Genomic DNA, 26,333 nt, shown 5'->3' with positions numbered 1-26,333 from the left:
CAAGCTGCGAAATTCCGCGAGTTTCGACTGCGCGAAGCGGCGCTTCGCTGCATTCAGCACTGATGATTTTTTATTTTATCGCCAGGCTCGAAGTTTTTTGCCGCTGCCTTATCCGTGTCGATCCGCGTAATCCGTGGCCAAAAGAGCTTCGGCTCGTCAGGCATCGGCGTGTTCGGAGATGCGGTAGCCGAAGCCGTGCACAGTGTGCAGCAGGTGGTTCTTGAACGGCCGGTCGATGGTCGAGCGCAGCACCGACAAGTGCGTGTGCAGGGTCGCGATGTCGCCCGGGCCGTCGCCCCAGAGCGCGTGGGCGAGGTCGTTGTGGCGCACCAGGTTCGGCGACTTGCGCATCAGCGCTTCGAGCAGGACGAAGCCGGCGCGTGTCAGGGTCAGCGGCTGGCCCGAACGTTCGACCGTGTACTTAACCGGATCGAGCACGAGGTCGGCGACGTGGAGCAGGTCGCCGTGTTGCAGGCGCCCGCGCCGGTAGAGCGCGCGGATGCGCGCTTCGAGTTCCTTCATCGCGAACGGCTTGACCACGTAATCGTCGGCGCCCTCGGCGAAGCCGGTGAGCTTGTCCTGCAAGGTGTCGCGCGCGGTCAGCATGAGCACGGGCGTATCGCGGCCGGCCTGGCGCAGCGCGCGGCACAGGTCGATGCCGTCGAGCTTGGGCAGGCCGAGATCGAGGATGATGACGTCGTAGCCGCCGTCGAGCGACATGCGCAGGCCGTTCGCTCCGTCGGCCGCGTGATCCATGACGAATCCGCGCAGCTCCAGGAAGTCCCAGATGTTCGCCGCAATGTCGCGCTGATCTTCGATCAGGAGGATGCGCAAGCCCGTGCCCTTCCCGGTTTCTTCGGCGACGAGTTTCCTCTGCATGGTCTTAAATCCCCCTAAAGCGGCCCGGACTACAGGCGCAGCTCCCCTTGCTTCGCTTCGATGCGGCCTTCGCCGGCCATGATCTTTTTGAATTCGCCGCGGCTGACCGAGACGTAGCGGTCGTTGCCGCCGATCTCGACCTGCGGGCCGTCGCTGACCGCACGACCGTGTTCGTCGACGCGCACGACCATCGTCGCCTTGCGGCCGGTGTGGCAGATCGTCTTGATCTCGACGAGGTTGTCGGCCCAGGCAAGCAGGTACTGGCTGCCTTCGAAGAGTTCGCCGCGGAAATCGGTGCGCAAGCCGTAGCTCAACACGGGGATCTTGAGTTGATCGACCACTTCGGTGAGCTGCCAGACCTGAGCCTTGGTCATGAACTGCGCTTCGTCGACGAGCACGCAGTGCAGCGGACCGTTCGCTTCGATGTCGTCGCGCGTCACCCGGTACAGATCGTCGTCGCGCACGAAAATATGCCCGTCGGCCTTGAGCCCGATGCGCGAAGCGACGACGCCGTCGCCGTAGCGGTTGTCGAGCTTCGGCGTGAAGATCAGCGTGCGCATGCCGCGCTCGTGATAGTTGTGCGCGCTCTGCAGCAAGGTCGTGGTCTTGCCGGCGTTCATTGCGGAATAGTAGAAGTAGAGTTTGGCCATGGTCGTCCCGAAAAACTCGCGTCATCCTAATCCGAGTCGGCGGCGAGAAGAACCGTCGGTCGCATAGGCTGCCCTGCGCCGCTTGCGAAAACGGGCGTGCCGACCCATCTTGATGTGCCTGCGCGGCCTGCGTCCGCGGTAGACGAGGAATCGACGGCATGTTCGACAACACGGCGGCAAAAATCGAGTCGGCGGCAGCACCGATCGCGGCGCTGGCGGATTTCGTCGCGGCGCATCCGCGCCTGTTCGTGCTGACCGGCGCCGGCATCAGCACGGCCTCGGGCATTCCCGACTACCGCGATCTCGAGGGCGGCTGGAAGCGGCCGCCGCCGGTGACCTACCAGGCCTTCGTCGGCGACGCGGCGACGCGTGCGCGTTACTGGGCGCGCAGCCTGATCGGCTGGCGTCGCTTCGGTCACGCACGGCCGAACGCGGCGCATGAGGCACTCGCACGGCTGGAGGCGCGCGGCCGCATTGCGGCGCTCGTGACCCAGAACGTCGACGGCCTGCACCAGGCTGCGGGCAGCCGCGCGGTCGTCGATTTGCACGGCAGGCTCGACGAAGTGCGCTGTCTCGCTTGCGAGCGGCGCATTCCGCGCGAAGCGTTTCAGCACGAGCTCGAACGGCGCAATCGCGCCTGGGCGCAGCTCGATGCGCTCGCCGCGCCCGACGGCGACGCCGACCTCGACGGCATGGACTTCAGCGGCTTCGACGTGCCGGCCTGCAGCGCCTGCGGCGGCATGCTCAAGCCCGACGTCGTGTTCTTCGGCGAGAACGTGCCGCGCGAACGCGCCGAGCGCGCGTATGCGCATCTCGCGGCGAGCGATGCGATGCTCGTGGTCGGTTCCTCGCTGATGGTCTATTCGGGCTTCCGCTTCGCACGCGAGGCCGCGCGCGCCGGCAAGCCGATCGCCGCGGTCAACCGCGGGCGCACGCGCGCCGACGATCTGTTCGCGCTGAAGATCGAGCGCGATTGCGCGGAAGTCCTCGCGGCTGTTTGAACGCGTTCGCAACGCGCCGCGCGAGGCGTAGTGCGGAAGAATTTGAGTTGAGTTTTTGTCAAGCTGCCGCGCGCGTGGCGATCCGGGCACAATCGCGCTCCTGATGAGCTTGAACCCCCAACAACGCGCCGCGATCGAGTATTGCGACGGCCCACTGCTCGTGCTCGCCGGCGCGGGTTCGGGCAAGACGCGCGTGATCACCGAAAAGATCGCCTATCTCGTCTCGCGCAAGCATCTCGCGCCGGCGAAGATCGCCGCGATCACGTTTACCAACAAGGCGGCGCGCGAGATGCGCGAGCGCGCGGCGAAACTGCTCAAGAGCGAGGCGGCCGAACAGCTCACGGTCAGCACTTTCCACGCGCTCGGCCTCAAGTTCGTGCAGTTCGAGCACGCCAAGCTTGGCCTCAAGCGCGGATTTTCCGTGCTCGACGCCGACGATGCGGGCGCGATCGTCAAGGAACTCCTGCCGGCTGCGACCAAGCCGGACCAGTTGTTCGCTTTGCGCAATCTCGTATCCGCGGCGAAGAACGAGGGCCTTTCGCCCGAGGCGGCGCTCGACCGTGCGCGCAGCCCGCGCGAGCACGAAGCGGCGACGCTCTACGTCAATTACCAGCGCCGCCTCGCCGCGTTCAACGCGGTCGATTTCGACGATCTGATCCGCCTGCCGCTGAACCTGCTGGAAAACGACGCCGACGTGCGCAGCGCGTGGCAGGAGCGCATCCGCTATCTGCTCGTCGACGAATATCAGGACACGAACACCGCGCAGTACCGCCTGCTGAAAGCCATCGCCGGTACGCGCGGCGCGCTGACCTGCGTGGGCGACGACGATCAGTCGATCTACGGCTGGCGCGGCGCGAACGCCGAGAATCTCGACCAGCTCGGCCGCGATTACACACAGCTCAGGGTGATCAAGCTCGAACAGAATTACCGCTGCACCAAGCGCATCCTGCGTGCGGCGAACGCGCTGATCCGGCACAACCCGCACGTGCACGAAAAGAGTCTGTGGAGCGAACACGCCGAAGGCGCGCCGATCCGCGTGCTCGAATGTCGCGACGACGAGCACGAGGCCGAGCGCGTCGCTGCCGGCATCGCGCATCTGGCGCAGAAGTACAAGGCCGCGTGGAGTGAGTTCGCGATTCTGTACCGCGGCAATCACCAGTCGCGCGCGCTCGAAAAGGCGCTGCGCCTGGCCCAGGTGCCGTATCACCTGACCGGCGGCACCGCGTTTCTCGAACGCGCCGAGGTCAAGGACGTGCTCGGTTATTTGCGCCTGATCGTCAATCCCGACGACGATGCGGCTTTCGTGCGCGTCGCTAACATCCCGCGCCGCGACATCGGTGCGACCACGCTGGAGAAGCTCGGTGAGCTGGCGCAGGCGCGGCATTCCTCGATGCTGCGCGCGACCAACAGCGATTCGGTGCTGAAGCAGCTCGCGCCGCGCTCGGCGTCGGCGCTCGCCGGTTTCGCCGAGCTGATGCACGAACTCGAAACCGCGTCGCGCACCTTGTCGGCGGCCGATCTCGTCGACGAGGTGATCCGGCGCACGCACTACGTGACCCATCTCGAAGCCGACAGCCGCGACGAGGCAGTGCGCAAACGCCGCATCGAAAATCTGCGCGAGCTGGCCGACTGGTTCCGCGCGATGCAGAAGGGCGATTCGCGCGTCGGCGACCTGGCCGCGCAACTCGCGCTGCTGACCTACGCCGATCGCGACGATGCGGGCAATGCGGTGCGCCTGATGACCCTGCATTCGGCCAAAGGCCTCGAATTTCGCTTCGTCAATATCGTCGGCGTCGAAGAGGGCAAGCTGCCGCATGAGGCCGGCGTCGAGGAAGGCCGCACCGACGAAGAACGCCGTCTGATGTATGTCGGCATCACCCGCGCGCGCGAAAGCCTGTGCTTGTCCTACGCCGCGCGCGCGCGGCGCTACGGCGAGATCGTACGCAACGAGCCGAGCCGCTTCCTGGCCGAATTGCCGGCGGACGATCTGCATCGCGACGGTCTCGACGAAGCGGCCGATGCCGAGGCGAAGAAGGAACTCGCCTCTTCGCATATCGCGCGATTGGCGAGTCTGCTCGCGGATTGAAGCTTTTCGGTCCGTTTAAAAAAGATGAACGGATATTAAATTCAATAACTTAGAGTATATAAGTTAAGGTATTGCATTAGAAATGTGATCCAAGTATATTCTGCCACGAGCGTTGAACCCGCTCATGGAATACGGCGATTACCAAACGACGAGCCTCACACAACGCCCCGATTGCCGTAGGAACACCGCAAACAACAAAAACGGTTCCCACTGGTGAAAGGCCAGTACTCTGCCGGACGACCTTTGAGTCGTCCGATTTTTTTTGCGGACCTTTTCTGATCACGCGAAGCAAAATGCGATCGTCCCCGGCCGCACTTCGGGGCATTTGAGCATTGGTCGCTCAATGCAAAAGTCAGAAGCGACCATTCCCGGTCGCACTTCTCAATTATGATTTTGTACCGGGGCTGTGCCTGCCGGGCCGGGATTTCCTTGCCAAGCACCGCGCGCCTCACTAAAGTCGCCGCACTTTAATCCACTCATTCGACCGGGGAACGCCATGTCCACCATGTTCAAACGCACCGCCCTGCTGCTCGCGCTGGCTGCCGCCGTCGCCGCCTGCGGCAAGAAGGAAGAAGCCGCCACCACCGCAGCGCCCGCGCCTGCGCCGGCCGTGGCTCCTGCGGCGACGCCGGACGTGGCCGTGCTGGCCGCTGCGCGCGCGCTGCGCGGCAACGACATCAACGCTTTCCTCACCGCCGCGCTGCCGGCCGCCGAAGTCGCCAAGATCAAGGGCGACTGGGCGAAGAAAATGAATGAAGATCCGCCGAGCGAAGAAGACAAGAAGAAGTTCGCCGATCAGATGACCAAGCTGACCGCGCCGGGCGCGGAAGACAAACTGTTCGCCGAAGCCGAGCCGCAGCTGAAGAAGCTCGATGCGCAGGCAGCGCAGATCCCGATGATGATCGCGATGGGCCAGGGTTTCCTGCAGAGCGCGATCCAGCAGAACCAGGACCTGACCGACGAGCAGAAACAGCAGACGTCGGCGCTGGTCGAGTCGGCCGCGAAGTGGGCGCAGGGCGTGAAGTTCACCGATCCGGCGCTGGCCAAGGCGGCGATCGCGGCGGTGACCAAGACGGCGCGCGACCTCAACCTCAAGTCGCTCGACGAAGTGCGCGCGCTGAGCTACGACCAGGGCATGGTCAAGGCCGGCATCGCTCTTGGCGGCTTCAAGCAGGTTGCCGCGGCCTACGGCCTCAAGCTGGACGACTGGCTCGATTCGGTCAAGGCCGAGACGGTCAGCACGGACGGCAACACGGCCAAGGTCAAGATCACGTATTCCGCATTCGACAAGCCGTTCACGACCGAAAGCGATCTGGTCAAGGTCGACGGCAAGTGGTACGGCAAGCAGGCCGTCGAGAAGTGGCAGAAGGAGCAGGCCGAGGAAGCCGCCGCCGCGGCGAACCCGCAGCCGGCCAAGACCGACGCCGCGCCGGCGCCGGCGAACAAGTAAATCCCAGCGCTCGGGGACGACGGCGCCTGCGGGCGCCGTCGTCGTTTTCGCGCCGCGATCGTTTCCCTCGCATAACGATCGTTTCGCGCGCGCTTGCGTACAATCGCCCAGATGAACGATCAAACCGGTTCGTTTCCGCCGATTGCGGCCAAGCCGCAGGCGCCATGGTGGCTGCGCGCGCTCGGCGCGCTGGCCGGGCCGTGGCTCAAGATTCAGCGCGATCCGGCCGATCCGCGCGCCGGCCTCGATCCGGCCGTGCCGGTCTGCTACGTGATCGAGCGCTACGGTCTGTCCGACACGCTGATTCTCGAGCAGGCCTGCCGCGAAGCTGGCCTGCCCGAGCCGCTGCGGCCGTTCGACATTCCCGGCCTGACCAAGCAGCGCGCGATGCTCGCGCTGTCGCGGCGCGACGGCTGGTGGTTCCAGAAGCCGCGCTCGAAAACCCATTCGCAGACGCTCGCGCAGTTGCTCGATGCGGTGCGCACGAATGCCGACATCGACGTGCAGCTCGTGCCCGTGTCGATCTTCGTCGGCCGCGCGCCGGACCGCGAAGCGGGCTGGTTCCGCGTGCTGTTCGCCGAGAACTGGGGCGTGGTCGGCCGCTTCCGCCGCCTGCTCGCGATCCTGCTCAACGGCCGCAACACCATCGCGCATTTCGCCACGCCGGTGTCGCTGCGCCAGGTGCTGGCGACCGAGCGCGACGCGCCGAACACGCTGCGCAAAGTCTCGCGCGTGCTGCGCGTGCATTTCCAGCGCCAGCGCGCGGTCGTGATCGGCCCGGACCTGTCGCACCGGCGCACGCTGATCCACGCCGTCGTCAACGCCGCGCCCGTGCAGGCCGCGATCGCCGCGGCGGCAAGCAAAGAAGGCAGCGATAAAGATGCCGCGACGGCCAAGGCACGCGACATGGCCTGGGAGATCGCCGCCGACCAGTCGCATCCGTTCGTGCGCTCGGCCTCGTCGCTGCTGACCGGCCTGTGGGACAAGATCTACTCGGGCGTGCGCGTCGCGCATTTCGACAAGCTGCGCGCGATCGCGCCGGGGCACGAAGTCGTCTACGTGCCCTGCCACCGCAGCCATATCGACTACCTGCTGCTCTCGTATCTGCTCTACCGCAACGGCGTGGTCGTGCCGCATATCGCGGCAGGCGTGAACCTCAACCTGCCGATCCTCGGCCCGATCCTGCGCCGCGGCGGCGCTTTTTTCATGCGCCGCAGCTTCAGCGATCCGTTGTATTCGACCGTGTTCCGCGAATACGTGAGCCAGCTTTTCGCGCGCGGCGTGTCGATCGAATACTTCGTCGAAGGCGGTCGCTCGCGCACGGGCCGCACGCTTGCGCCGCGCGGCGGCCTGTTGTCGATGACCTTGCGCAGTTTCCTGCGCGAATCGCAGCGGCCGGTGGTGTTCCAGCCGGTCTACATCGGCTACGAGCGCATCATGGAAGGCGACTCCTATATCGGCGAGCTATCGGGCAAGCCGAAAGAGAAGGAATCCTGGTTCGCGCTGCTGCGCGCGCTCGGCAAGTTGCGCGAGAACTATGGCCAGGTCGCGGTCAACTTCGGCGAACCGATCTTTCTCACCCCGCTGCTCGACGGCGTCGACGCGAACTGGCGCGAGGCGACCACCGACCCCGAGGCGAAACCGGCATGGCTCAAGCCCGCGGTCGATGCGCTCTCGGAGCGCATCGTCGTCAATATCAACCGTGCGGTCGACGTCAACCCGATCAACCTGCTTGCGCTGGTCCTGTTGTCGACGCCGAAACACGCGATGGCCGAATCTGACCTGCTCGCGCAGATCGATCTGACCCGCAGCATGATTACCGCGCTGCCCTATTCCGATCGGCTGACGATTACGAACCTCTCGGCCGCGGAGATCATCGCTTACGGCGAGAAGATGCAGGCCATCGTGCGCATCAAGCATCCGCTCGGCGACGTGCTGGCAAGCGAAGGCAAGGCGGCGGTGCTGCTTTCGTACTTCCGCAACAATGTGCTGCACGTTGTCGCCACGGCGGCGTGGATCGCCTGCTGTTTCCTCAACAACCGCAGCATGAAGCGCGAGCAGATCCTGCGCCTGGGTCGCGTCGTTTATCCGTTCGTGCAGGCCGAGCTGTTCCTGCCGTGGGGCGAAGAAGAGTTCGCCGCGCGCTGCGAAGCGACGATCGACTTCTTCGTCGCGCGCGGCCTGCTCAAGACGGATGCGCAGCGGGAGTCGGTGCAGCGCGATCCGGGGCAGAGCGATGGTGCGTTCCAACTGCGCGTGATCGCGCAGATGCTGCTACAGACCATCGAGCGCTACTACATCGCGATCGCCGCGCTCGTGCGCAACGGGCCGAACACGCTGACTTCGGCCGAACTCGAAAATCTCTGCACACTGACCGCGCAGCGCCTGTCGCTGCTCCACGAACTCAACGCGCCGGAGTTTTTCGACAAGGCCTTGTTCCGCGGCTTTATCCAGAAGCTGCGCGAACGCCGCGTGATCTGGACCGACGCCGAAGGCAAGCTCGAATTCCATGCCGAGCTGGAAAGCATCGTGCGCGACGCGAAGATCATCCTGAGTCGCGAGATCCGTCACGGCATCCTCAAGCTGACGCCGGAGCGGCGCAGCGTGCTCGCTGCCGAGTCGGACGCCGCTTCCAGTTCTACAAACTAGCCGGCGCGTTTCGATTTGCATTCGAGCGCCGTCGACCGCGGGGCTCGAATGGGCGATGGCCCAGACTCAGCGGAGTTCCTGCCAGCGGAAGAATTTCCTGTCGGCGACGGCGAGCAGATCGCGGTCCTCTTCGGTATCGCCGTAGGCGTAAACAGTCGAATAGCCCGACAGATCGTATTTCTCGCGCACGCGGCGGACTTTTTCCGCGACGACGCACTGGCGTCCGCGATATCGTCCGTTCAACACGCCTTCGACGTCGTCGAGTTGCGAGCAGAAAAGATCGAGCCCTTGCTGGGCGCACCAAGGCGCGAGATAGACGTCGAGCGCACCCGATACGACGACGATGGCGTCGCCCTGTTCACGATGCCAGCGCAGGCGCTCCATCGCGTTGGGGCGGATCAGGTCCGGGAGGACGTCACGCGCGAATCGGCGGCCCGCTTCTTCCACGCGCGCAGCCGGCACACCGCGAAAACCGAAGCGGATCAGAGCGGAGCGGATCGTCGATCCGGAGATCAGCCCGGCTCGATAAGCGGCGACGATCGGCGCGAACGCGATGCTGCCTGCGACGAGGCGCGGTTTCGACACGGCGAAGCGCATGAACAGCGGAAACGTTTCGCGCGACGTGATCGTGCCGTCGAAGTCGAACAGCGCAAGGTTCATGCGTGGCCTGCGTCGTGCGGTCAGGCGTCGAGATCGGGAATCAGCTTGGATTCCAGATACGAGATCATGTCCTTGAGGCGCAGCTTGCGCACCTTCATGCGTTTAAGGCGCAGTTCGTCACCGTGCGGATTCGCGGCGAGGGCGGCGATCGCCGCGTCGAGATCGCGGTGTTCGACGCGCAATTCGACGAGCTGGCGGGTGATTTCGGAAGGGTCGATCTGCACGGAGGCATCCATACGCGAGCTGCGTTGTAGTTTAGCGCGGGTCGGCCGCGCGGGCGCGATGGACTCCCGTCGTGCGCAGGCGCGGGAGGTTGTAATCTTATCGTCACCTCCAGGTCGGGAAGCACCCATGCACGGTTTGATCGAAACACGTCGCGCCCCCCAGGCCATTCCCCTCATCGCGGTGACCAAGGCGTCGCTGCGCACCACCGCGGCCAAACTCGGCAAGACCGCGGCCAATTGGATCGCGGCCAGCGGTTTCGAAGCCGTGCCGGGCACGTTCTGCCTGCTGCCCGATGCGCAGGGCAAGGCCAAGCGCGTGCTCGCGGGCATTGCCGCGGCGGACGATCTCTATGCGCTCGCCGCTTTGCCGCAGAGATTGCCCGAAGGCAGCTATCGCCTAGACGCTGGCGGCATCGCGCTCGATCCCGAACGCGCCGCGCTCGGCTGGGGCTTCGGCGCCTACCAGTTCACGCGCTATCGCAAGGCGGCACGCGCGCCGGCGCGGCTTGCGGTCGACGGCGCCGTGCTGCGCGCGATCGAAGCGCGGATCGATGCGTCCTCGCAGGTGCGCGACCTGGTCAACACGCCGACCGAGGACATGGGCCCGGTCGAACTTGCCGCCGCAGTGAAAGTGCTGGCTGAAAAGCATCAGGCGCAGTATCGCGAATGGGTCGGCGAGGATTTGCTCGCGCACGGTTTCCCGACGATCCATGCGGTCGGTCGTGCCAGCCATCGCGCGCCGCGTCTGGCCGAGCTAAGCGTTGGAGAGACCAAGCATCCGCACCTCGTCATCGTCGGCAAAGGCGTCTGCTTCGACACCGGCGGCCTCGACCTCAAGTCGGCGGACGGTATGCGCTGGATGAAGAAGGACATGGGCGGCGCGGCGCATGCGATCGCGCTGGCCGACCTGGTGCTGCGCGCGCGCTTGCCGGTGCGTCTGACTCTGTTGATTCCCGCGGTGGAGAATGCGGTCGCCGGCAATGCTTTTCGTCCAGGCGAAGTCATTCGCACGCGCGCCGGCCTGACCGTCGAGATCGACAACACCGATGCCGAAGGCCGCCTCGTGCTCTGCGATGCGCTGGCCTATGCGAGCGAATCGAAACCCGATTTGATCGTCGATTTCGCTACCCTGACGGGCGCTGCGCGCATCGCGCTCGGTCCCGATCTGCCGGCCTTGTTCGGCAACCGCGAAGAACTGGCGCACGCCGCGGTCGCCGCGGGCCGCCGCGAACAGGACCCGATCTGGCATATGCCGCTGTGGGCGCCGTATCGCGCGATGCTCGAATCGCGCATCGCCGATCTGGCCAATGCCGGTCCGTCCCGGCATGCAGGGTCGATCACCGCGGCACTGTATCTCGAACGGTTCGTGCCGCAGACGATTCCGTGGCTGCATCTGGACACGTACGCCTGGAACGATGCGGACAAGCCCGGCCGCCCTGCGGGCGGCGAGGCGCTCGGCCTGCGCGCGGTCTTTGCTTTATTGCAGGAGCGCTACCGCGGTTGATGGCGGGCGCTTGGGCCTACAATATGCACTCCCGCTGCGTCACATCCACGCAAGCGGCAGCCCGGCATTTTCTTTCGCCTCTCTTCTTTCATCGACAGCGTGACAAGCAAGAGCTGGATGACCAGCCCTGCGGCTGTTGAAAGCCCCTCTTGCGCGGGAATGAAAGCAATGCAAACTGTTCCCGCTCACCGCTCACCGCTCACCGCTCACCGCTCACCGCTCACCGCTCACCGCTCACCGCTCACCGCTCACATGAACGCTATCCCTCTCGCGCTGCCCGCCCAGCGTATCGACGCCAATAAGCTGGCCAAGCGGCTGCGCCGCCAGGTCGGCCAAGCGATCGCCGACTACAACATGATCGAAGACGGCGACCGCGTGATGGTGTGCCTGTCCGGCGGCAAGGATTCGTATACCTTGCTCGACGTGCTGCGCCAGCTGCAGGCGAAGGCGCCGGTGCGCTTCGAGCTTGTCGCCGTGCATCTCGACCAGAAGCAGCCGGGCTACGATCCAACGGTCCTGCCGAACTATCTGCGCAGCGTCGATCAACCGTTCGAGATTCTCGAGCAAGACACGTACAGCGTCGTCCAGCGCGTGATCCCCGAAGGCAAGACTATGTGCGGGCTGTGCTCGCGCCTGCGCCGCGGCGCGCTCTACACGCACGCCGAACGCGCCGGTTTCACCAAGATCGCGCTCGGCCACCATCGCGACGACATGGTCGAGACGCTCTTCCTCAACATGTTCTACCACTCGCGGCTCAAGGCGATGCCGCCGAAGCTGCAGTCGGACGACGGCAAGCACGTGCTGATCCGCCCACTCGCCTACTGCAAGGAGAGCGACATCGCCGAGTACGCCGAAATGAAGGCGTATCCGATCATGCCGTGCAATCTCTGCGGTTCGCAGGAAACCCTGCAGCGCAAGGCGATCAAGGCCATGCTCCACGAGTGGGAACGCAAGACCCCGGGGCGCATCGAGAACGTGTTCCGTTCGATGACGTCGATCGCGCCCTCGCAGCTCGCCGACCGCGAGCTGTTCGACTTCGCCTCGCTCGGTGCGCGTTCGCCGAACCCGCCGCTATCGCAAACCGATTGGCTGCTCGGCGACAGTGCAAAAGAAATTTCAGACACGGATTAACGCGGATCGACACGGATAAAGCGATTGAGGGCTCTCGCTCTTGATCCGTGTCCATCCGCGTCGATTCGTGTCCATACGCCCAATTTCAGGACCTTCATTCCATGTGGTTTCGCAATCTGACCCTGTTTCGCTTTTCGCCCGCCGTGGCCAAATCGCTCAAGTCGCTCGAGGACGATCTCGTCGAGAAGAAGCTGCGGCCATGCGGACCGATCGAACTCGCCACGCGCGGCTTCGTTTCCCCGTTCGGCCGTAATGAAGAAGCCCTGGTCCACCGGACCGGCGAATTTGCCCTGGTGACCCTCGGTGGTGAAGACAAACTTCTGCCATCTTCGGTAATAAACGACGAATTAGCGGCACGTTTGCAGAAAATAGCCGAAAAAACCGGCCGAAAGCCCGGTGGCAAGGAGCGTAAAAGACTCAAGGAAGAGGTGTTGACCGATCTTCTCCCGCGCGCTTTCATACGCCTGTCAAAGCGGAGTGCTTATCTGGACAGCAAGGAAGGCTGGTTCGTCGTCGATACCGCAAGCAAGAAAGCCGCCGAAGAAGCCGTCACGCAATTGCGCGAGGCGCTCGGCAGCTTTCCGGCGCTGCCGATGGCGGCGGAAGAATCGCCGCGGGTGTTGATGACCGATTGGCTCGCAGGCGGGAAATTGCCTGCCGGATTGGCGCTCGGGGACGAATGCGAACTGCGCGATCCGGTCGAGTCCGGCGCGATCGTCCGCTGCCGCCGCCAGGAGCTTGAAACGGACGAGGTACGGGAGCATCTGAAAAGTGGGAAACAGGTGTTCGCGCTGGGGCTGACGTTCGAGGACCGTCTGAGCTTCTCCCTGGGCGAAGACCTGGTGGTGCGCAAGCTGCGTTTCCTCGACGTAATTCAGGACGAACTCGGTGAAGGCGACAAGGAAAGCGCCGCCGCCGAACTCGACGCGGTCTTCGCGTTGATGTCTCTCGAATTGAGACGGCTGTTTGCAAAATTTGAAGAGTGGTTCGGACTCCCCCGACCCACCGACAAAAAGTAAGCCATCCGGTCACGCGACGCCGAGGCAACAATGAGGTTTATAGGTATGACCTTGGCAGAGCAGAACGATTATCTGGAACTCGCGACCGACGACGGCGATACGATCAAGGTATTGCGTGCCGCGCACCCACGTGCCCGGCGCCTGCGCCTGACCGTTACGTCTGGCGGCGCGCGCGTTTCCTATCCGCCTTCGACGCATCCTGCGCAGGTCTTCGCCTTCCTGCGCAAACATGCGAACTGGCTCGAACGTAAGCTCGACGAATTGCAACTCGAAGACGCGCCGCCACCGATCGAACCGGGTCGCCCGACGCTGATTCCTCTGCGCGGCGAAACCAAGCGCCTGATCTGGCGCGACGGTGCCTTCCCGCATATCGAACTCGACGGCGAGGACCGCCTCGTGCTCACCCTGCCGAAACCGCACAACAAGCGCACGCTGTCGGCGGTGCGTTCATTGCTGCATTCGTTCCTGCAGGCGCAAATCCGCCGCGATGTCTCGCGCCTGTTCGCCCGCTACGTGCCCGAACTCGGCCGCGCGCCGACCGGCGTGCGCGTGAAGCCGCTGAAGAGCCTCTGGGGCAGCCTCGACACGCGCGATGCGGTCACCCTCGATCTCGCCCTTGCGCTCGCGCCGCCCGAAGCGCTCAAATACGTCGTTATCCACGAACTTTGCCACCTGCGCTACCGCGACCACTCGCCGCGATTCTGGGCTCTCGTCGGTTCGCTCTATCCCGACTGGAAAGAGCAGCGTGAATGGCTCAAGGCGCGCGGGCATGCACTCAAAGCGGAATTGGCGCGCTTGATCGAAGCCTGACGTCGGTGTGGCGGGGCGCGCGGCGCGCCGCCTATATCGACGATATGCCCGGCAATATCGCTGCCGCGACGAGACTCGGCAGCGCGAGCCATCTGTTCTCGGGTTATGACTCTATGCGCGAGTTCTTGCGCGAAGCGGGTGCGATCGCATCGGCCTGATCGGGCGACGGCGGAGGAAATTGCACGAAGTGCAGGATCGCCTCGGCCACCGGCTCGGCGTTTTCCAGATGCAGATGATGGTTGCCGGGCAGGCGCACGAGAGCCAGATTCGGTATTTGCGCAGCGCGTGCGAGCATCGCCGCTTCAGGAATCTGCAGGGCCATCGGTTCGGCGAGCACGAACAGAGTCGGTGCGTGCACGCCGGCGAGCACGTCGAGCACCTGATCTTCGGTGAAGCGCTGCGGTGAGGCCGGCATCAAACGCGGATCGGACGACCAGGACCAGCCGCCTTCGACTTCACGGATGCCTCGCAACACGAGGGTACGCGCTGCGTCATCCGAAAGGCCGCCGGCGTTGCGCCGTGCGGTGACGGCGATGTCGATATTGGTGAATACGCGCAGTTGTTTGGCGGCGTTCTCGCGGAACTGCACGATGCCTTTCTGCAGTTGCGCCAGCGATTTGTCGGCCGGTGCGCTGACCGCGCCGGCGACTTCGATGAGAAACAGATTCTGCACGCGCTCGGGAAATGCGGCGGCAAGGAAACTCGCAACGCCGCCGCCGAGCGAATGGCCGAGCAGGCTGAAACGTTCCCAGCCGAGCGCATCGGCCGCGGCGAGCACGTCGTCGAGATAGTCGATGAAGTGATAGCGCACGCCGGGCGGACGATGCTGCGAGCGGCCGTGGCCCGGCAGGTCGAGCGCGACGATATGGAAGTGTTCGGCGAGCAGTGGCGCGAGCGTATCGAAGCTCGCCGCATTGTCGAGCCAGCCGTGGATCGCAAGCAGCGGCGGCAGCGCAGGATCGCCCCAGGCCTTGGCGGCGAGACGCAGGTGCGGTGTCGCGATCGTCAGCTCACGCGCTTGCATGCGTCGCTTCCGTCCAGCCTTGCAGATGGCGCCGGATCAGTCCGGCGAGCGCATCGACTTGGGTGTCTTGCGAATTGAGCGCCGGGATATAGTCGAGCGACTCGCCGCCCGCGGCGATGAAACGCGCGCGATCCCGGATGGCGATTTCTTCGAGCGTTTCCAGACAATCCACGGCGAAGCCGGGGCAGAGCACTTGGATTTTGCGCACGCCCTCGCTGGGCCAGCGATCGAGCAGCTCTTCCGTATACGGCTTGATCCATACTTCGCGGCCGACGCGCGACTGGAAGCTCAACGCGCATTCGCTGTCGTTCAAGCCGAGTTTCGCTTGCAGGAGGCGGGTCGTCGCGCGGCAATGATCGAGATACGGATCGCCGCGATCGATGCAGCTCTGCGGCAGACCGTGGAACGACAGCAGCAGCTTCTGCGCGCGGCCGTGCTGCTGCCAATGCGCCTGCACACTCGCAGCGAGCGCGTCGATATGCCGAGGATCGTCGTGATAGTCGTTGACGAAGCGCAGCTCGGGCGGCCAGCGCAGCGTCTGCAACGCGCGCGTGGTCGCGTCGAAGGCCGAGCCGGTCGAGGCGGCGGAGTATTGCGGATACAGCGGCAGCACGAGCAGCCGGCGCACGCCTTCGCCGTGCAGACGAGCGATCACGTCACGAATCGACGGCGTGCCGTAGCGCATCGCAAGCTCGACATTCACGTCCGTGGGAGCGAAAACGCCGCGCAGCTTTTCGCTCAGCGCGCGGCTGAGAACCAGCAATGGGGAACCTTGCTCGGTCCAGATACTCGAATAGGCGTGCGCAGAACGCGCCGGGCGTATGCGCAAAATCACGCCGTGCAGGATCGGCCACCACAGCCAGCGCGGTGTCTCGATCACGCGCGGATCGGAGAGGAATTCCGCGAGATAGCGGCGCACGGCAGCCGGCGTCGGTGCGTCCGGCGTGCCGAGGTTGACGAGAAGTACCGTGGTTTTCGCGCCAGGCGCCTGCGCGGAAGCTGGTTGCGGCGCGATAATGTCGGTCATCGTGCAATTATACGTGGACCGCAGGCCGGTCCGGTTGCCGTCGTGTTCATGCGCGTGGGTCTACTTTTTCCACATTGTCACCTTCGAGGAGTTCTCGTGAAGTATTGGTTGCTCGTTCTTGCGTCGATTTTCGCCTGTGTCCCAACCGTGTTTGCCGGCGAGGCCGAGAACCAGCGTGCGGCCAACGCCGTGCGCGTGCTGCGCGACTTGACCCAGGCCCCCGACAAGGGGCTGCCGTCGGACATGATCGCCAATGCCTACGCGGTCGCGGTGATTCCCGACGTGATCAAGGCGGGGCTCGTGATCGGCGGCCGCCACGGTCTCGGGCTGCTGTCGGTGAAAACCGAAAACGGCACTTGGAGCAATCCGAGCTTCATTTCGATGTCGGGTGGCAGCATCGGTTTCCAGGCCGGTGTGTCGTCGACCGACGTGATCCTCGTGTTCCGCACCCAACGCGGCGTTGATTCGATCGTGCACGGCAAGTTCACGCTCGGCGCGGACGCCTCGGCCGCGGCCGGCCCGGTCGGGCGCACGGCGCAGGCCTCGACCGACGCCCAGCTCAAGGCGGAAATCTTCTCGTACTCGCGCGCACGCGGTCTGTTTGCCGGCGCCGCGCTCGACGGCTCGGTGATCTCGATCGACAACGACGCGAATGCCGCCGTCTATGGCGCCGGCGTGACGCCGCGGCGCATTTTCGCCGGCGGCGTCAGCAATGTGCCGAACCCGGTCGTGGACTTCCGCGATCGCCTCGAAGAGTACGGCCACTAAGGTTTCCGCAGCGGCGATGGGATATGATGCCAACCATTGATTGAAGCGGTTTTTGGAGGTCGCAAATGGGTGGTTTCAGCATCTGGCATTGGCTCATTCTTCTCGTCATCGTCGCCCTCGTGTTCGGCACGAAGCGGCTGCGCAATATCGGCGAGGACCTCGGGTCGGCGATCAAGGGCTTCAAAAAAGGCATCGCCGATCCGGACGATCAGGCGCAGTTGAAGGCCGATCCGCCGACGCAGAACGACAACGCGAAAAGCAATTCCAGCAAGGTGGATTCGCACTGACGCAATCGCAGCGGGCGCGGAGCCATGTTTGATTTCAGTTTCGGCGAGATTGGCTTGATCGCGGTCGTGGCCCTGCTCGTGCTCGGCCCGGAGCGCCTGCCCAAAGTGGCGCGCACCGCGGGCGCGCTGGCGCGGCGTGCGCGCAACAGCTGGCAGAGCGTGCGCGACGAGATCGAACGCGAACTGCAGGCCGAAGATCTGAAACGCAGCATCGAAGAAGCCAAGCGCGCCGCGACGGACCTGCACAACGACCTGCGCAACACTTCGGCCGGTATTCAATCTTCGGTCCAACAGACCGCCAGGGAAATCGAAGCGACCGCTGTGCCACCCATCGAGCCGCCGCCTTCGGCCCCGCCTCCGCCTCCCGACACTCTGCGCCATGAGCAACACTGAATCTCAGGGCGAGGATGGCGAGCAGAGTTTCATCTCGCATCTGATCGAACTGCGCGCGCGCCTGCTCAAGGCGGTCGCGGCGGTGATGATCTTGCTGCTGTGTTTGCTGCCGTTCGCGAACAAGCTCTACGGCTGGCTGGCCCTGCCGCTGGTCTCGCATCTGCCGAACGGCGGGACGATGATCGCGATCGAGGTGATCGCGCCGTTCCTGATTCCGGTCAAGTTCGCCTTCTTCGTCGCCCTCGTGCTGGCGATGCCGGTCGTGCTCTACCAGCTCTGGGCGTTCGTCGCGCCGGGTCTGTACAAGCACGAAAAACGCCTCGCCGTGCCGATCCTGGTCTCGGCGGTGGTGCTGTTCTACATCGGCTGCGCCTTCGCCTACTTTCTCGTGCTGCCGGCGGTGGCGAAGTTCACCGCCGCGTTCGCGCCGGCCGGCGTGACGGTATCGCCCGACATCGGCAAATACCTCGACTTCGCCGTACTGCTGTTTCTCGCGTTCGGATTGTGCTTCGAGATTCCGGTGGTGCTGCTGATTCTCGTCGTCGTCGGCGTGGTCACACCGGCGCAGTTGGTCGAAAGCCGGCGTTACGCGATCGTCGCTTCGTTCGTGGTCGCAGCCTTCCTCACCCCGCCCGACGCGTTGTCGATGCTGATGCTCGCGATCCCGATGTGCGTGCTCTACGAGCTCGGCATCATCGGTGCGCGCTTCCTGATCAAACCGCAGGCCGAGAGCCGTCCGGACCCCACCGGAACGTGAACGGACAGGCCGCCCGTCCGGGCGGACTTTTTATCATTGTTACAAAGTACACAGTGCTGCGTTCGCACGTTGCATTTCACCAACCCCTGTATACAATGTTTACGCAATCTCCTTAGCTGCTCTATACCCCTATTCGGAGTACCCCCTATGGCAAAGAACGAAGAAGAGACCCGCGACGCTTCGTTGCGCGTTTCCAAGAAGGTGCGCGATGCGCTCAAGGCCGCTGCGGCGAACGCGGGCCGACCCCTGTACGACGTGACCAACGAGGCGATCAACAACTTCCTCGCCAAGGCCGCGACGGCACGCAAGACCAAGAAGTAAGCAAGACCACCGAATTGTTGCGAACCGCAGCACGACCGCTGCGGCAGGAGAAAAAAAGCGGCCACCGGCCGCTTTTTCGTTTCTGCGCGATGGCAAAACGCCGCAATGTATACAATGCTGCGGCGGCCGTCACTCCACCGGCGGCAGCACGCCGATCACCTCGGATATCGTGGTCACGCCGCGCGCGACCTGGGCCGCGGCGGACACGCGCAACGGCCGCATGCCTTCGGCCAAAGCCGCTTCGTTGAGCCGGCCAAGATCGATCTCGGGCTGGATCATGCGCCGGATCGGCGCGGAGATGCGCATCATTTCGTAGATGCCGGTGCGTCCGAGGAAGCCGGTGTTGCGGCATTCGAGGCAGCCGGTCGGGCCGTACACGCGCGCCGGCGGCGGGATGTTCCAGCGATGCACGAGCGCGTCCCAGGCGCGCAGGTCGAGCTTCGTCTCGGTCTTGCAGTGCGGACACAGCGTGCGCACGAGGCGCTGCGCGACGACGCCGGTCAGGGTCGATTGGATCAGATAGTGCGGCGCGCCGAGATCGAGCAGGCGCGGCAGCGCGCTCGGCGCGTCGTTGGTGTGCAGGGTCGAAAGCACGAGATGGCCGGTCAGCGAAGCCTGGATCGCCATCTGCGCGGTTTCGAGATCGCGGATTTCGCCGACCATGATGATGTCGGGGTCCTGGCGCATCAGCGTACGCACGCCCGTGGCGAAATCGAGATCGATCGAAGCCTGCACCTGCATCTGGTTGAATTCCGGCGAGACCATTTCGATCGGGTCTTCGACCGTGCAGACATTGATGTCGGGCGTCGCCAAGTGCTTGAGCGTCGAATACAAGGTCGTCGTCTTGCCCGAGCCGGTCGGGCCGGTGACGAGCACGATGCCGTGCGGTCGTTCGACCAGACTGCGCCAGATCAGCTCTTCGTCCATCGAGAAGCCGAGCTGGCGGAATTCCTTGACCACGATGTCAGGGTCGAACACGCGCATCACGACTTTCTCGCCGAACGCGGTCGGCATGGTCGACAGGCGCAGTTCGACTTCGCGGCCGCCGGCCGAGCGCGTCTTGATGCGGCCGTCCTGCGGACGGCGCTTCTCGGCGAGGTCCATGCGGCCGAGAATTTTCACGCGCGCGGTGACCGCAGTCATCACCGGCGTCGGCAGCTCGAACACTTTGTGCATCACGCCGTCGATGCGGAAGCGGATCGGGCTCATCTCGCGGCGCGGTTCGAGATGGATGTCGGACGCGCGCTGCTCGAATGCGTACTGCAGCAGCCAGTCGACGATATGGACGACGTGGCGATCGTCGGCGCCGACGTCGCCCGACTTGCCGAGTTCGAGCAACTGCTCGAAGTTGAGAATCGCATTCGTGTCGGTCTTCGCGTCGCGTGCGCGCTGGATCGAACGCTGCACGCCGTAGAACTCGACCAGATAGCGCTGCAGGTCGACCGGATTGACGACGACGCGATGCACTTCGCGGCGCAGCACATGGCCGATGTCGGCGAGCCAGCGCGTATCGAACGGCTCGCAGCTCGCGATCGTCACCTGCTGGCTCGACACCTCGACCGGCAGAATGCGGTAGCGCTGCGCGTAAGCGTGCGAGATCACCTGGGTCACGGCGGCGACGTCGACCTTCATCGGGTCGATCTTGAGATACGGCAGCGCGGCCTTGTCGGCGAGCCACTGGGTCAGCACTTCGAGACTGAGCGGCTTCTTGTCGCGCGCATTGACCAGCTTGAGGTTGGCGATCAGGGCGAGCGGATGCAGTTCGATCTTGTTGCGCGCGGTGCGCGCGTCGGCGCGGACTTTGAGCACGTCCTCGTCGGCGAGGATGCCGTCGCGCACGAGCACGCCGAGCACGGCTTCGAGGTCGAGCTTGCGATGCAGCGAAAGCTCGGGGTCGGCCTTGGCCGTCGGCGCGGCGGCCGGCGCATTGCGTTGTGGAGCGATGGCCATGGGACTCCCGATTCACCCTTGCTGCCGCGGCGTAGTCGCGTTTCAGCCGATATACTAGCGCGCTTTCCGCCCGCAACCGTGCTCCAGGACCTGATTCGCATGCCCGGCCCGACCTTTCAAGACATGATCCAGACCTTGAACCGCTATTGGGCGCAGCAAGGTTGTGTGTTGCTGCAGCCGCTCGACACCGAAGTCGGCGCCGGCACCTTCCATCCGGCGACCTTTCTGCGCTCGCTCGGTCCCGAGCCGTGGGCCGCGGCCTATGTGCAGCCCTCGCGCCGCCCGACCGACGGCCGCTACGGCCAGAACCCGAACCGCCTGCAGCATTACTATCAGTATCAGGTGGTGATGAAGCCGAATCCGGACAATATCCTCGATTTGTACATCGGCTCGCTCAAGGAACTCGGCGTCGATCCGCTCGTGCACGACCTGCGCTTCGTTGAGGACAACTGGGAATCGCCGACGCTCGGCGCCTGGGGCCTCGGCTGGGAAGTCTGGCTCAACGGCATGGAAGTGACCCAGTTCACCTACTTCCAGCAGGCCGGTGGCCTCGAATGCAAGCCGGTTACCGGCGAGATCACGTATGGTCTCGAACGCCTCGCGATGTATCTGCAGAACGTCGACAACGTCTACAACCTGGTCTGGACGCAGGCGCCGCACGGCGTCGTCACCTACGGCGACGTGTTCCTGCAGAACGAAATCGAACAGAGCACCTACAACTTCGAGCACGCGAACGTCGAGAAGCTGTTCGCCTGGTTCGACACCTGCGAGGGCGAAGCGAAGAAGCTCGTCGAAGCGGGACTGCCGCTGCCGGCTTATGAGCAGGTGATGAAGGCCAGCCACACGTTCAACTTGCTCGACGCACGCCGCGCGATCAGCGTGACCGAACGCCAGCGCTACATCCTGCGCGTACGCAATCTGGCCAAGGCGGTGGCCGAGGCCTATTACGCGCAGCGCGAGAAACTCGGATTTCCGGGTTTGAAAAATTCGGCAATCAAGAACAAGAAGGAAGCCGCCTGATGTCCACGGCGACGAAGAAGTCCCTGCTGATCGAACTGGGCACCGAAGAACTGCCGCCGAAGGCGCTCGATGAACTCGCCGCCGCGTTCGCGAACGGCATCGGCGAAGGCCTGAAGAAACGCGGAATCGATGCCGATCTGGCCGGCACGAAGACGTACTGCTCTCCGCGCCGCCTCGCCGTGTTGGTCCCCGAAGTGGCTGCCGAACAGCCGTCGCAGAAGTCCGAAGTGCTGGGGCCGTATCTGAACATCGGCCTCGACGCGAGCGGTGCGCCGACGCCTGCGCTGACCGGTTTTGCCGCGAAAAACGGCATTGCGGTGGAGCAGCTGCAGCGTATCACCGACGCCAAAGGCGAGCGTTTCGTCGCGCGCAGCGAGAAGCCAGGCCGGCCGACCGTCGCGCTCGTTGCCGAGATCGTCGTCGAGGCGCTCAAAGCGCTGCCGATCCCGAAGCCGATGCGCTGGGCCGATCACGACTACGCCTTCGTGCGCCCGGCGCATTGGCTGGTCATGCTCTACGGCAGCGACATCGTCGACGGCGAGATTCTCGGTTTGCAGTCCGGGCGCCAGTCGCGCGGCCATCGCTTTCATCATCCGCAGCCGGTGCATGTCGCCGATGCCGATCCCTGGCTCGATGCCTTGCGCGCGGCGCAGGTGCTGGCCGATCCGGCCGAGCGGCGCGCGAAGGTGCGCGAAGAAGTCGCGCGCGCCGCGCAGCAGACCGGCGGTGTGCCGCGTCTCTCCGATGCGCTCTGCAACGAGATCGCCAACCTGACCGAATGGCCGGTTGCGATTGCCTGCACGTTCGAGCGCGACTTCCTCGCCGTGCCGCAGGAAGCGCTGGTGATGACGATGGAGACGAACCAGAAGTTCGTGCCGGTGTTCGACGCGAACGGCAAGCTGACCGAACATTTCATCGGCATCGCCAATATCGAATCGAAAGACCCGGCCGAGATCAGCAAGGGCTACGAGCGCGTCATCCGCCCGCGCTTCGCCGACGCGAAATTCTTCTGGGACGAAGACCTGAAGGCGCCGCTGGCCGCGCAGCAGGACGGGTTGAAGTCAGTCACGTATCAGCAGAGTCTCGGCAGCGTCTGGGACAAGAGCGTGCGCGTCGCCGAATTGGCGCGTGTGATCGCCAATCGACTCGACGTCGATGCGGGCCTCGCCACGCGCGCGGCCGCATTGTCGAAATGCGATCTGTTGACGCGCATGGTCGGCGAGTTCCCCGAACTGCAGGGCGTGATGGGCCGTTACTACGCGACGGCGAACGGCGAGAATGCCGAGGTCGCGCAGGCGCTCGACGAGTTTTACGCGCCGCGCTTTGCCGGCGACACGATCGCGCAGGGCAAGGTCGGCCAGGTGCTCGCCGTCGCCGAACGTATCGACACGCTCGCCGGCATCTTCGCCGTCGGCCTCAAGCCGAGCGGCAACAAGGATCCGTTCGCTCTGCGCCGTGCCGCGCTCGGACTTGCGCGCACCTTGATCGAAGGCGGCTTGCAGCTCGATCTCAAGGCGCTGTTGATCGAAGCGTTGCAACTGCTGCCCGAGTCCGCGCTCGCCGCGGGCTTGCCGAAGGGCAAGGACGGCAAGCAGCCGGCGCTCGACGCGGGCGCGCGCCGCGAAAGCCTGCTCGGCGAACTTTACGAATTCGTACTCGACCGCCTGCGCAGCTACTACGCCGACCAGGGCGTTTCCGCCGAAGCCTTCGAGGCCGTGCGCGCGCTCGCGCCGGCCGACCTGACCGACTTCGACCGCCGCCTGCGCGCCGTGGTCGAATTCGCCAAGCTGCCGCAGGCGCAGGCGCTCGCTGCGGCGAACAAGCGCATCGGCAATATCCTGCGCCAGGCCGGCGGCGAGCCCGGCAACAAGGTCGATCCCGCCTTGCTGGATGCTGGTGCCGAAACCGATCTGCACCGTGCCGTCGACGCGACGGCCGCGGCGATCGCGCCGCTCGCCGCGCAAGGCCGCTATGTCGAAACCTTGCAGCAGCTCGCCGGCCTGCGCGAGCCGGTCGACAAGTTCTTCGACGCGGTCATGGTGATGGTCGACGATGCGGCCAAGCGCGCCAATCGCCTGGCCTTGCTCAACCGGCTGCGCGGCATGTTCCTCGACGTGGCGGACATTTCGCTGTTGCCCGGAAGCTGATCGGCGAAACAAAAAAAGCCCGCGCGATGCGGGCTTTTTTTCGGGCGTGAACGAGTCGCCTACTTCACGTGATTCCAGAGGTACTCGTAGCCGAGCGCCGACATGAACGCGGCCTGCTTGTTGTCGGCCGCGGCGCCGTGGCCGCCTTCGATGTTTTCGTAGAGCGACACGTCGTCGCCGTACTCGAGCATGCGCGCGGCCATCTTGCGCGCCTGGTGCGGGCCGACGCGGTCGTCGCGCGTCGAGGTGGTGAACAGCGTCGGCGGGTACTTCTTGCCTTTCGCCACATTCTGGTACGGCGAGAACGTCTTAATGAAAGCCCATTCCTCCGGCTTGTCGGGGTCGCCGTATTCGGCGATCCACGATGCGCCCGCGGACAGATGTGTGTAGCGCTTCATGTCGAGCAGGGGCACCTGGCAGACGATCGCGCTCCAGAGCTGCGGATACAGCGTGAGCATATTGCCCATGAGCAGGCCGCCGTTGCTGCCGCCCATCGCGCCGAGATGCGGCTGCGAGGTGATCTTTTTCGCGAACAGGTCTTCGGCAACCGCGGCGAAGTCCTCGTAAGCGCGCAGGCGGTTGCCCTTGAGCGCGGCCTGATGCCAGCGTGGACCGTATTCGCCGCCGCCGCGAATGTTCGCGAGCACATAGACGCCGCCGCGTGAGAGCCATGCACGGCCGATACCGCCGGAGTAGGACGGCTGCAGCGAAATTTCGAAACCGCCGTAACCGTACAGCAGGGTCGGGTTGCTGCCGTCGAGCTTCATCTCTTTCGGCCCGATGACGAAGTAGGGCACGCGCGTGCCGTCCTTGGACGTGGCGAAGTTCTGCTGCACGCGATACTTCGATGCGTCGAAGAAGCTCGGGCTGTGCTTGAGCGGTTTCGCCTCGCCCTGACCGAGCGTGCCGTAGTACAGCGTGGTCGGCTCGAGGAAGCCGGTGACGGTGAGGAAGTAGGCGTCGCTCGCATCGGCATCGATGACGTGCGCCGAGATCGTCGACAGTGCCGGCGCGCCGCCGAGCGGTGCGCGCTTCCATTCAGCGCCGGCCTTGGCGGGCGGTGTGAGCACTTCGAGTTGGCTGACGACGTCCTTCATCGTCTCGAGGATCAAGTGATGGCGCGTCCACGAATAGCCGGCGAGCGAGGTCGACTCGGTCGGCGCGAACAACACGGCGAAGTCGCGCTTGCCGGCGAGGAAGTCGTTGAACTTGATCGCGATCAGCGAACCGGACGGATAGGTGTTGGCGCCGACCGTCCACGCGCTGCGCAGCTGCACCGTCATCCATTCGCGTTGCGTTTCGAAGCGTGCCGCGTCGAGCGGGATGTCGATCTTGGTCAGCTTGCCGTCCTTGCCGCGCAGGAAATTCTCGCTGCTCCAGAAATCGATCGCGCGGGTGACGAAATCGTGCTCGAAGCCGGGCGTATGGTCGCGATAGGCGCTGATCGAGAGGTCGTCTTCCTTGCCTTCGTACACGGTCTTCGCGTCGGCCAGCGGCGTGCCGCGCTTCCATTCTTTGACGATGCGCGGATAGCTCGACTTGGTCATCGAGCCGGGGCCGAAATCGGTGGCGACGTAGAGGCGATCCTTGTCGATCCAGGTGACCTGCGTTTTCGCTTCGGGCAGGCTGAAGCCGTCTTTGACCCACGACTTGGTTTTGAGGTCGTACTCGCGCACGACGGTCGCGTCTGCGCCGCCGCGCGACAGGGAGATGAGGCAATGCCGGTATTCCGGTTTCAGGCAATCCCATTGCTCGAACACCCAGTTGACGCCCTCGGCCTTGCCGAGCGCATCCACGTCGATCAGCGTCTCCCATGTCGGATGATCCTTGCGGTATTCGGCGAACGTCGTGCGCCGCCAGATGCCGCGTGGATTCGCCTTGTCCTTCCAGAAGTTGTAGTAGTGCTCGCCCATCTTGGCGACGTAGGGAATGCGCGCGTCCGAATCCATCACTTCGAGGATCGCGTCGCGTGTCTTCTCGAACTCGGGCGAGGAGCCGTAGGCCTTGACCGACTCGGCATTGCGCGCCTTGACCCAGTCGAGCGCCTTCGCGCTATCGGTGTCTTCGAGCCAGAGATAAGGGTCTTCGGCGGTGGCAGTGGCGGCGGTTTTGTTCTGGGTCACGGCAGCGGGTTTTTGTTCGACGTGAGTGCAGGAAGCGAGCAGTGCGAGGGCAACGGGAACGGAATAGCGAATGTTCATGGCAGGTCCGTTGGGTGTGGAAATGGGGTTTCGGATTTGGCCGGTGCGCCGGCCGCTTCAAAATCCGCGGGTTCTGCGGCGTAGATTTTCCTCGATGGCGACGAGGGCGGCGAGGACTCCGCCTACGACCAGAAATCCGAAGGCGTAGACGAAGACGATGGTCGCGCTCAGCGCGCCGAATTGCCAGGTGGGGGAGGACAAAGAGACAGCAATGAACCAGACAGCAAATAGCACCGTCAGCCAGCCGATCACGGTCAATATGCGGGCGACGAGCAGCAACATACCCAGATGCTCGCTGACCAGTTTTGCGTAAGGCAAGAAAACGCGCATGACGACCTCCCGTTCGCCAACCTTTCCCGCGGCAAGAGCCGCGGG

At 64.5% G+C, this 26,333-nt stretch carries 24 protein-coding genes; 15 read left to right on the top strand and 9 right to left on the bottom strand.

What is annotated here, in order from left to right:
- Positions 1-156: 156 nt before the first annotated feature.
- Together FFS30_RS17260 and FFS30_RS17255 are read right to left on the bottom strand one after the other, a co-directional pair.
- Complete coding sequence (locus FFS30_RS17260) at positions 157-879, bottom strand: response regulator transcription factor (RefSeq protein ID WP_137914414.1); 723 nt, start codon at positions 877-879, stop codon at positions 157-159.
- A 29-nt stretch (positions 880-908) separates the two neighbouring features.
- A complete protein-coding gene (locus FFS30_RS17255; RefSeq protein ID WP_137914413.1) occupies positions 909-1,529 on the bottom strand; it encodes a thymidine kinase in 621 nt (206 codons plus the stop codon).
- A 158-nt stretch (positions 1,530-1,687) separates the two neighbouring features.
- On the opposite strand from FFS30_RS17255, the gene FFS30_RS17250 reads away from it, so the two are divergent.
- The 4 genes from FFS30_RS17250 to plsB all read left to right on the top strand — a co-directional run bounded on the left by FFS30_RS17250 (position 1,688) and on the right by plsB (position 8,715).
- Complete coding sequence (locus FFS30_RS17250; RefSeq protein WP_137914412.1) at positions 1,688-2,530, top strand: NAD-dependent protein deacetylase; 843 nt, start codon at positions 1,688-1,690, stop codon at positions 2,528-2,530.
- 103 nt (positions 2,531-2,633) lie between these two features.
- On the top strand, positions 2,634-4,616 hold the full coding sequence (locus tag FFS30_RS17245) for a UvrD-helicase domain-containing protein (protein WP_137914411.1): 1,983 nt from the start codon (positions 2,634-2,636) through the stop codon (positions 4,614-4,616).
- A gap of 496 nt (positions 4,617-5,112) precedes the next feature.
- On the top strand, positions 5,113-6,066 hold the full coding sequence (locus FFS30_RS17240; protein WP_137914410.1) for a hypothetical protein: 954 nt from the start codon (positions 5,113-5,115) through the stop codon (positions 6,064-6,066).
- 111 nt (positions 6,067-6,177) lie between these two features.
- Positions 6,178-8,715, top strand: coding sequence for a glycerol-3-phosphate 1-O-acyltransferase PlsB (plsB, locus tag FFS30_RS17235; RefSeq protein WP_137914409.1), 2,538 nt, complete (start codon positions 6,178-6,180; stop codon positions 8,713-8,715).
- Between the two features lie 66 nt (positions 8,716-8,781).
- On the opposite strand, the gene FFS30_RS17230 is transcribed toward plsB, so the two are convergent.
- Positions 8,782-9,375: an HAD family hydrolase gene (locus FFS30_RS17230; RefSeq protein WP_137914408.1), complete on the bottom strand. Its 594-nt coding sequence runs from the start codon at positions 9,373-9,375 to the stop codon at positions 8,782-8,784.
- Positions 9,376-9,395: 20 nt separating this feature from the next.
- On the bottom strand, positions 9,396-9,611 hold the full coding sequence (locus FFS30_RS17225) for a DUF465 domain-containing protein (RefSeq protein WP_249352534.1): 216 nt from the start codon (positions 9,609-9,611) through the stop codon (positions 9,396-9,398).
- 115 nt (positions 9,612-9,726) lie between these two features.
- Between FFS30_RS17225 and FFS30_RS17220 the strand changes: the two genes are divergently transcribed.
- The 4 genes from FFS30_RS17220 to FFS30_RS17205 all read left to right on the top strand — a co-directional run bounded on the left by FFS30_RS17220 (position 9,727) and on the right by FFS30_RS17205 (position 14,063).
- Positions 9,727-11,103, top strand: coding sequence for a leucyl aminopeptidase family protein (locus FFS30_RS17220; RefSeq protein ID WP_137914407.1), 1,377 nt, complete (start codon positions 9,727-9,729; stop codon positions 11,101-11,103).
- A gap of 252 nt (positions 11,104-11,355) precedes the next feature.
- Positions 11,356-12,234 carry a tRNA 2-thiocytidine(32) synthetase TtcA gene (gene ttcA / locus FFS30_RS17215; protein WP_137914406.1) on the top strand — a complete coding sequence of 293 codons (879 nt, stop codon included), beginning with the start codon at positions 11,356-11,358 and terminating at the stop codon, positions 12,232-12,234.
- Positions 12,235-12,335: 101 nt separating this feature from the next.
- Entirely contained in the window at positions 12,336-13,253 is a 918-nt protein-coding gene (locus tag FFS30_RS17210; protein ID WP_137914405.1) for a recombination-associated protein RdgC, read from the top strand.
- 45 nt (positions 13,254-13,298) lie between these two features.
- Entirely contained in the window at positions 13,299-14,063 is a 765-nt protein-coding gene (locus FFS30_RS17205; RefSeq protein WP_137914404.1) for a SprT family zinc-dependent metalloprotease, read from the top strand.
- 103 nt (positions 14,064-14,166) lie between these two features.
- Here FFS30_RS17205 and FFS30_RS17200 read toward each other — a convergent pair whose 3' ends face one another.
- Entirely contained in the window at positions 14,167-15,087 is a 921-nt protein-coding gene (locus FFS30_RS17200; RefSeq protein WP_137914403.1) for an alpha/beta hydrolase, read from the bottom strand.
- On the bottom strand, positions 15,074-16,114 hold the full coding sequence (hemH, locus tag FFS30_RS17195) for a ferrochelatase (protein WP_137914402.1): 1,041 nt from the start codon (positions 16,112-16,114) through the stop codon (positions 15,074-15,076). The genes FFS30_RS17200 and hemH overlap by 14 nt, the downstream gene beginning before the upstream one ends.
- Positions 16,115-16,210: 96 nt before the next feature.
- Between hemH and FFS30_RS17190 the strand changes: the two genes are divergently transcribed.
- The 5 genes from FFS30_RS17190 (at position 16,211) to FFS30_RS23920 (ending at position 18,640) form a co-directional block, all read left to right on the top strand.
- Positions 16,211-16,882, top strand: coding sequence for a lipid-binding SYLF domain-containing protein (locus FFS30_RS17190; protein WP_137914401.1), 672 nt, complete (start codon positions 16,211-16,213; stop codon positions 16,880-16,882).
- A 65-nt stretch (positions 16,883-16,947) separates the two neighbouring features.
- A complete protein-coding gene (tatA, locus tag FFS30_RS17185) occupies positions 16,948-17,169 on the top strand; it encodes a Sec-independent protein translocase subunit TatA (protein WP_137914400.1) in 222 nt (73 codons plus the stop codon).
- 24 nt (positions 17,170-17,193) lie between these two features.
- The gene (gene tatB / locus FFS30_RS17180) at positions 17,194-17,562 is read left to right on the top strand and encodes a Sec-independent protein translocase protein TatB (RefSeq protein WP_137914399.1); all 369 of its coding nucleotides are present in this window, start codon (positions 17,194-17,196) and stop codon (positions 17,560-17,562) included.
- The gene (gene tatC, locus FFS30_RS17175) at positions 17,549-18,319 is read left to right on the top strand and encodes a twin-arginine translocase subunit TatC (protein ID WP_137914398.1); all 771 of its coding nucleotides are present in this window, start codon (positions 17,549-17,551) and stop codon (positions 18,317-18,319) included. Before tatB ends, tatC begins: the two co-directional genes overlap by 14 nt.
- Before the next feature lie 147 nt (positions 18,320-18,466).
- Positions 18,467-18,640 carry a hypothetical protein gene (locus tag FFS30_RS23920; RefSeq protein WP_171014691.1) on the top strand — a complete coding sequence of 58 codons (174 nt, stop codon included), beginning with the start codon at positions 18,467-18,469 and terminating at the stop codon, positions 18,638-18,640.
- A 129-nt stretch (positions 18,641-18,769) separates the two neighbouring features.
- Here the strand turns inward: FFS30_RS23920 and FFS30_RS17170 are convergent, their stop codons facing one another.
- Positions 18,770-20,590, bottom strand: a complete 1,821-nt coding sequence (locus FFS30_RS17170; protein WP_137914397.1) for a GspE/PulE family protein — start codon at positions 20,588-20,590, stop codon at positions 18,770-18,772.
- Between the two features lie 99 nt (positions 20,591-20,689).
- Between FFS30_RS17170 and glyQ the strand changes: the two genes are divergently transcribed.
- Positions 20,690-21,610 carry a glycine--tRNA ligase subunit alpha gene (gene glyQ / locus FFS30_RS17165; protein WP_137914396.1) on the top strand — a complete coding sequence of 307 codons (921 nt, stop codon included), beginning with the start codon at positions 20,690-20,692 and terminating at the stop codon, positions 21,608-21,610.
- Positions 21,610-23,757, top strand: a complete 2,148-nt coding sequence (glyS, locus tag FFS30_RS17160) for a glycine--tRNA ligase subunit beta (RefSeq protein WP_137914395.1) — start codon at positions 21,610-21,612, stop codon at positions 23,755-23,757. The genes glyQ and glyS overlap by 1 nt, the downstream gene beginning before the upstream one ends.
- Positions 23,758-23,816: 59 nt before the next feature.
- On the opposite strand, the gene FFS30_RS17155 is transcribed toward glyS, so the two are convergent.
- Together FFS30_RS17155 and FFS30_RS17150 are read right to left on the bottom strand one after the other, a co-directional pair.
- A complete protein-coding gene (locus tag FFS30_RS17155; RefSeq protein WP_137914394.1) occupies positions 23,817-25,958 on the bottom strand; it encodes a prolyl oligopeptidase family serine peptidase in 2,142 nt (713 codons plus the stop codon).
- A 57-nt stretch (positions 25,959-26,015) separates the two neighbouring features.
- Positions 26,016-26,288 carry a hypothetical protein gene (locus FFS30_RS17150; RefSeq protein ID WP_137914393.1) on the bottom strand — a complete coding sequence of 91 codons (273 nt, stop codon included), beginning with the start codon at positions 26,286-26,288 and terminating at the stop codon, positions 26,016-26,018.
- Positions 26,289-26,333: the final 45 nt, after the last annotated feature.

Source organism: Rudaea sp. 3F27F6, assembly GCF_005503555.1.
GTDB lineage: Bacteria > Pseudomonadota > Gammaproteobacteria > Xanthomonadales > Rhodanobacteraceae > Rudaea.
This window is presented reverse-complemented; position numbering and strand designations above follow the sequence as displayed.

Bases quoted from the DNA above. Each gene is read 5' to 3' on its own strand.
- FFS30_RS17260 (WP_137914414.1), bottom strand. From the start codon at position 879: ATGCAGAGGAAACTCGTCGCCGAAGAAACCGGGAAGGGCACGGGCTTG.
- FFS30_RS17255 (WP_137914413.1), bottom strand. From the start codon at position 1,529: ATGGCCAAACTCTACTTCTACTATTCCGCAATGAACGCCGGCAAGACC.
- FFS30_RS17250 (WP_137914412.1), top strand. From the start codon at position 1,688: ATGTTCGACAACACGGCGGCAAAAATCGAGTCGGCGGCAGCACCGATC.
- FFS30_RS17245 (WP_137914411.1), top strand. From the start codon at position 2,634: ATGAGCTTGAACCCCCAACAACGCGCCGCGATCGAGTATTGCGACGGC.
- FFS30_RS17240 (WP_137914410.1), top strand. From the start codon at position 5,113: ATGTCCACCATGTTCAAACGCACCGCCCTGCTGCTCGCGCTGGCTGCC.
- plsB (WP_137914409.1), top strand. From the start codon at position 6,178: ATGAACGATCAAACCGGTTCGTTTCCGCCGATTGCGGCCAAGCCGCAG.
- FFS30_RS17230 (WP_137914408.1), bottom strand. From the start codon at position 9,375: ATGAACCTTGCGCTGTTCGACTTCGACGGCACGATCACGTCGCGCGAA.
- FFS30_RS17225 (WP_249352534.1), bottom strand. From the start codon at position 9,611: ATGGATGCCTCCGTGCAGATCGACCCTTCCGAAATCACCCGCCAGCTC.
- FFS30_RS17220 (WP_137914407.1), top strand. From the start codon at position 9,727: ATGCACGGTTTGATCGAAACACGTCGCGCCCCCCAGGCCATTCCCCTC.
- ttcA (WP_137914406.1), top strand. From the start codon at position 11,356: ATGAACGCTATCCCTCTCGCGCTGCCCGCCCAGCGTATCGACGCCAAT.
- FFS30_RS17210 (WP_137914405.1), top strand. From the start codon at position 12,336: ATGTGGTTTCGCAATCTGACCCTGTTTCGCTTTTCGCCCGCCGTGGCC.
- FFS30_RS17205 (WP_137914404.1), top strand. From the start codon at position 13,299: ATGACCTTGGCAGAGCAGAACGATTATCTGGAACTCGCGACCGACGAC.
- FFS30_RS17200 (WP_137914403.1), bottom strand. From the start codon at position 15,087: ATGCAAGCGCGTGAGCTGACGATCGCGACACCGCACCTGCGTCTCGCC.
- hemH (WP_137914402.1), bottom strand. From the start codon at position 16,114: ATGACCGACATTATCGCGCCGCAACCAGCTTCCGCGCAGGCGCCTGGC.
- tatA (WP_137914400.1), top strand. From the start codon at position 16,948: ATGGGTGGTTTCAGCATCTGGCATTGGCTCATTCTTCTCGTCATCGTC.
- tatB (WP_137914399.1), top strand. From the start codon at position 17,194: ATGTTTGATTTCAGTTTCGGCGAGATTGGCTTGATCGCGGTCGTGGCC.
- tatC (WP_137914398.1), top strand. From the start codon at position 17,549: ATGAGCAACACTGAATCTCAGGGCGAGGATGGCGAGCAGAGTTTCATC.
- FFS30_RS23920 (WP_171014691.1), top strand. From the start codon at position 18,467: ATGGCAAAGAACGAAGAAGAGACCCGCGACGCTTCGTTGCGCGTTTCC.
- FFS30_RS17170 (WP_137914397.1), bottom strand. From the start codon at position 20,590: ATGGCCATCGCTCCACAACGCAATGCGCCGGCCGCCGCGCCGACGGCC.
- glyQ (WP_137914396.1), top strand. From the start codon at position 20,690: ATGCCCGGCCCGACCTTTCAAGACATGATCCAGACCTTGAACCGCTAT.
- glyS (WP_137914395.1), top strand. From the start codon at position 21,610: ATGTCCACGGCGACGAAGAAGTCCCTGCTGATCGAACTGGGCACCGAA.
- FFS30_RS17155 (WP_137914394.1), bottom strand. From the start codon at position 25,958: ATGAACATTCGCTATTCCGTTCCCGTTGCCCTCGCACTGCTCGCTTCC.
- FFS30_RS17150 (WP_137914393.1), bottom strand. From the start codon at position 26,288: ATGCGCGTTTTCTTGCCTTACGCAAAACTGGTCAGCGAGCATCTGGGT.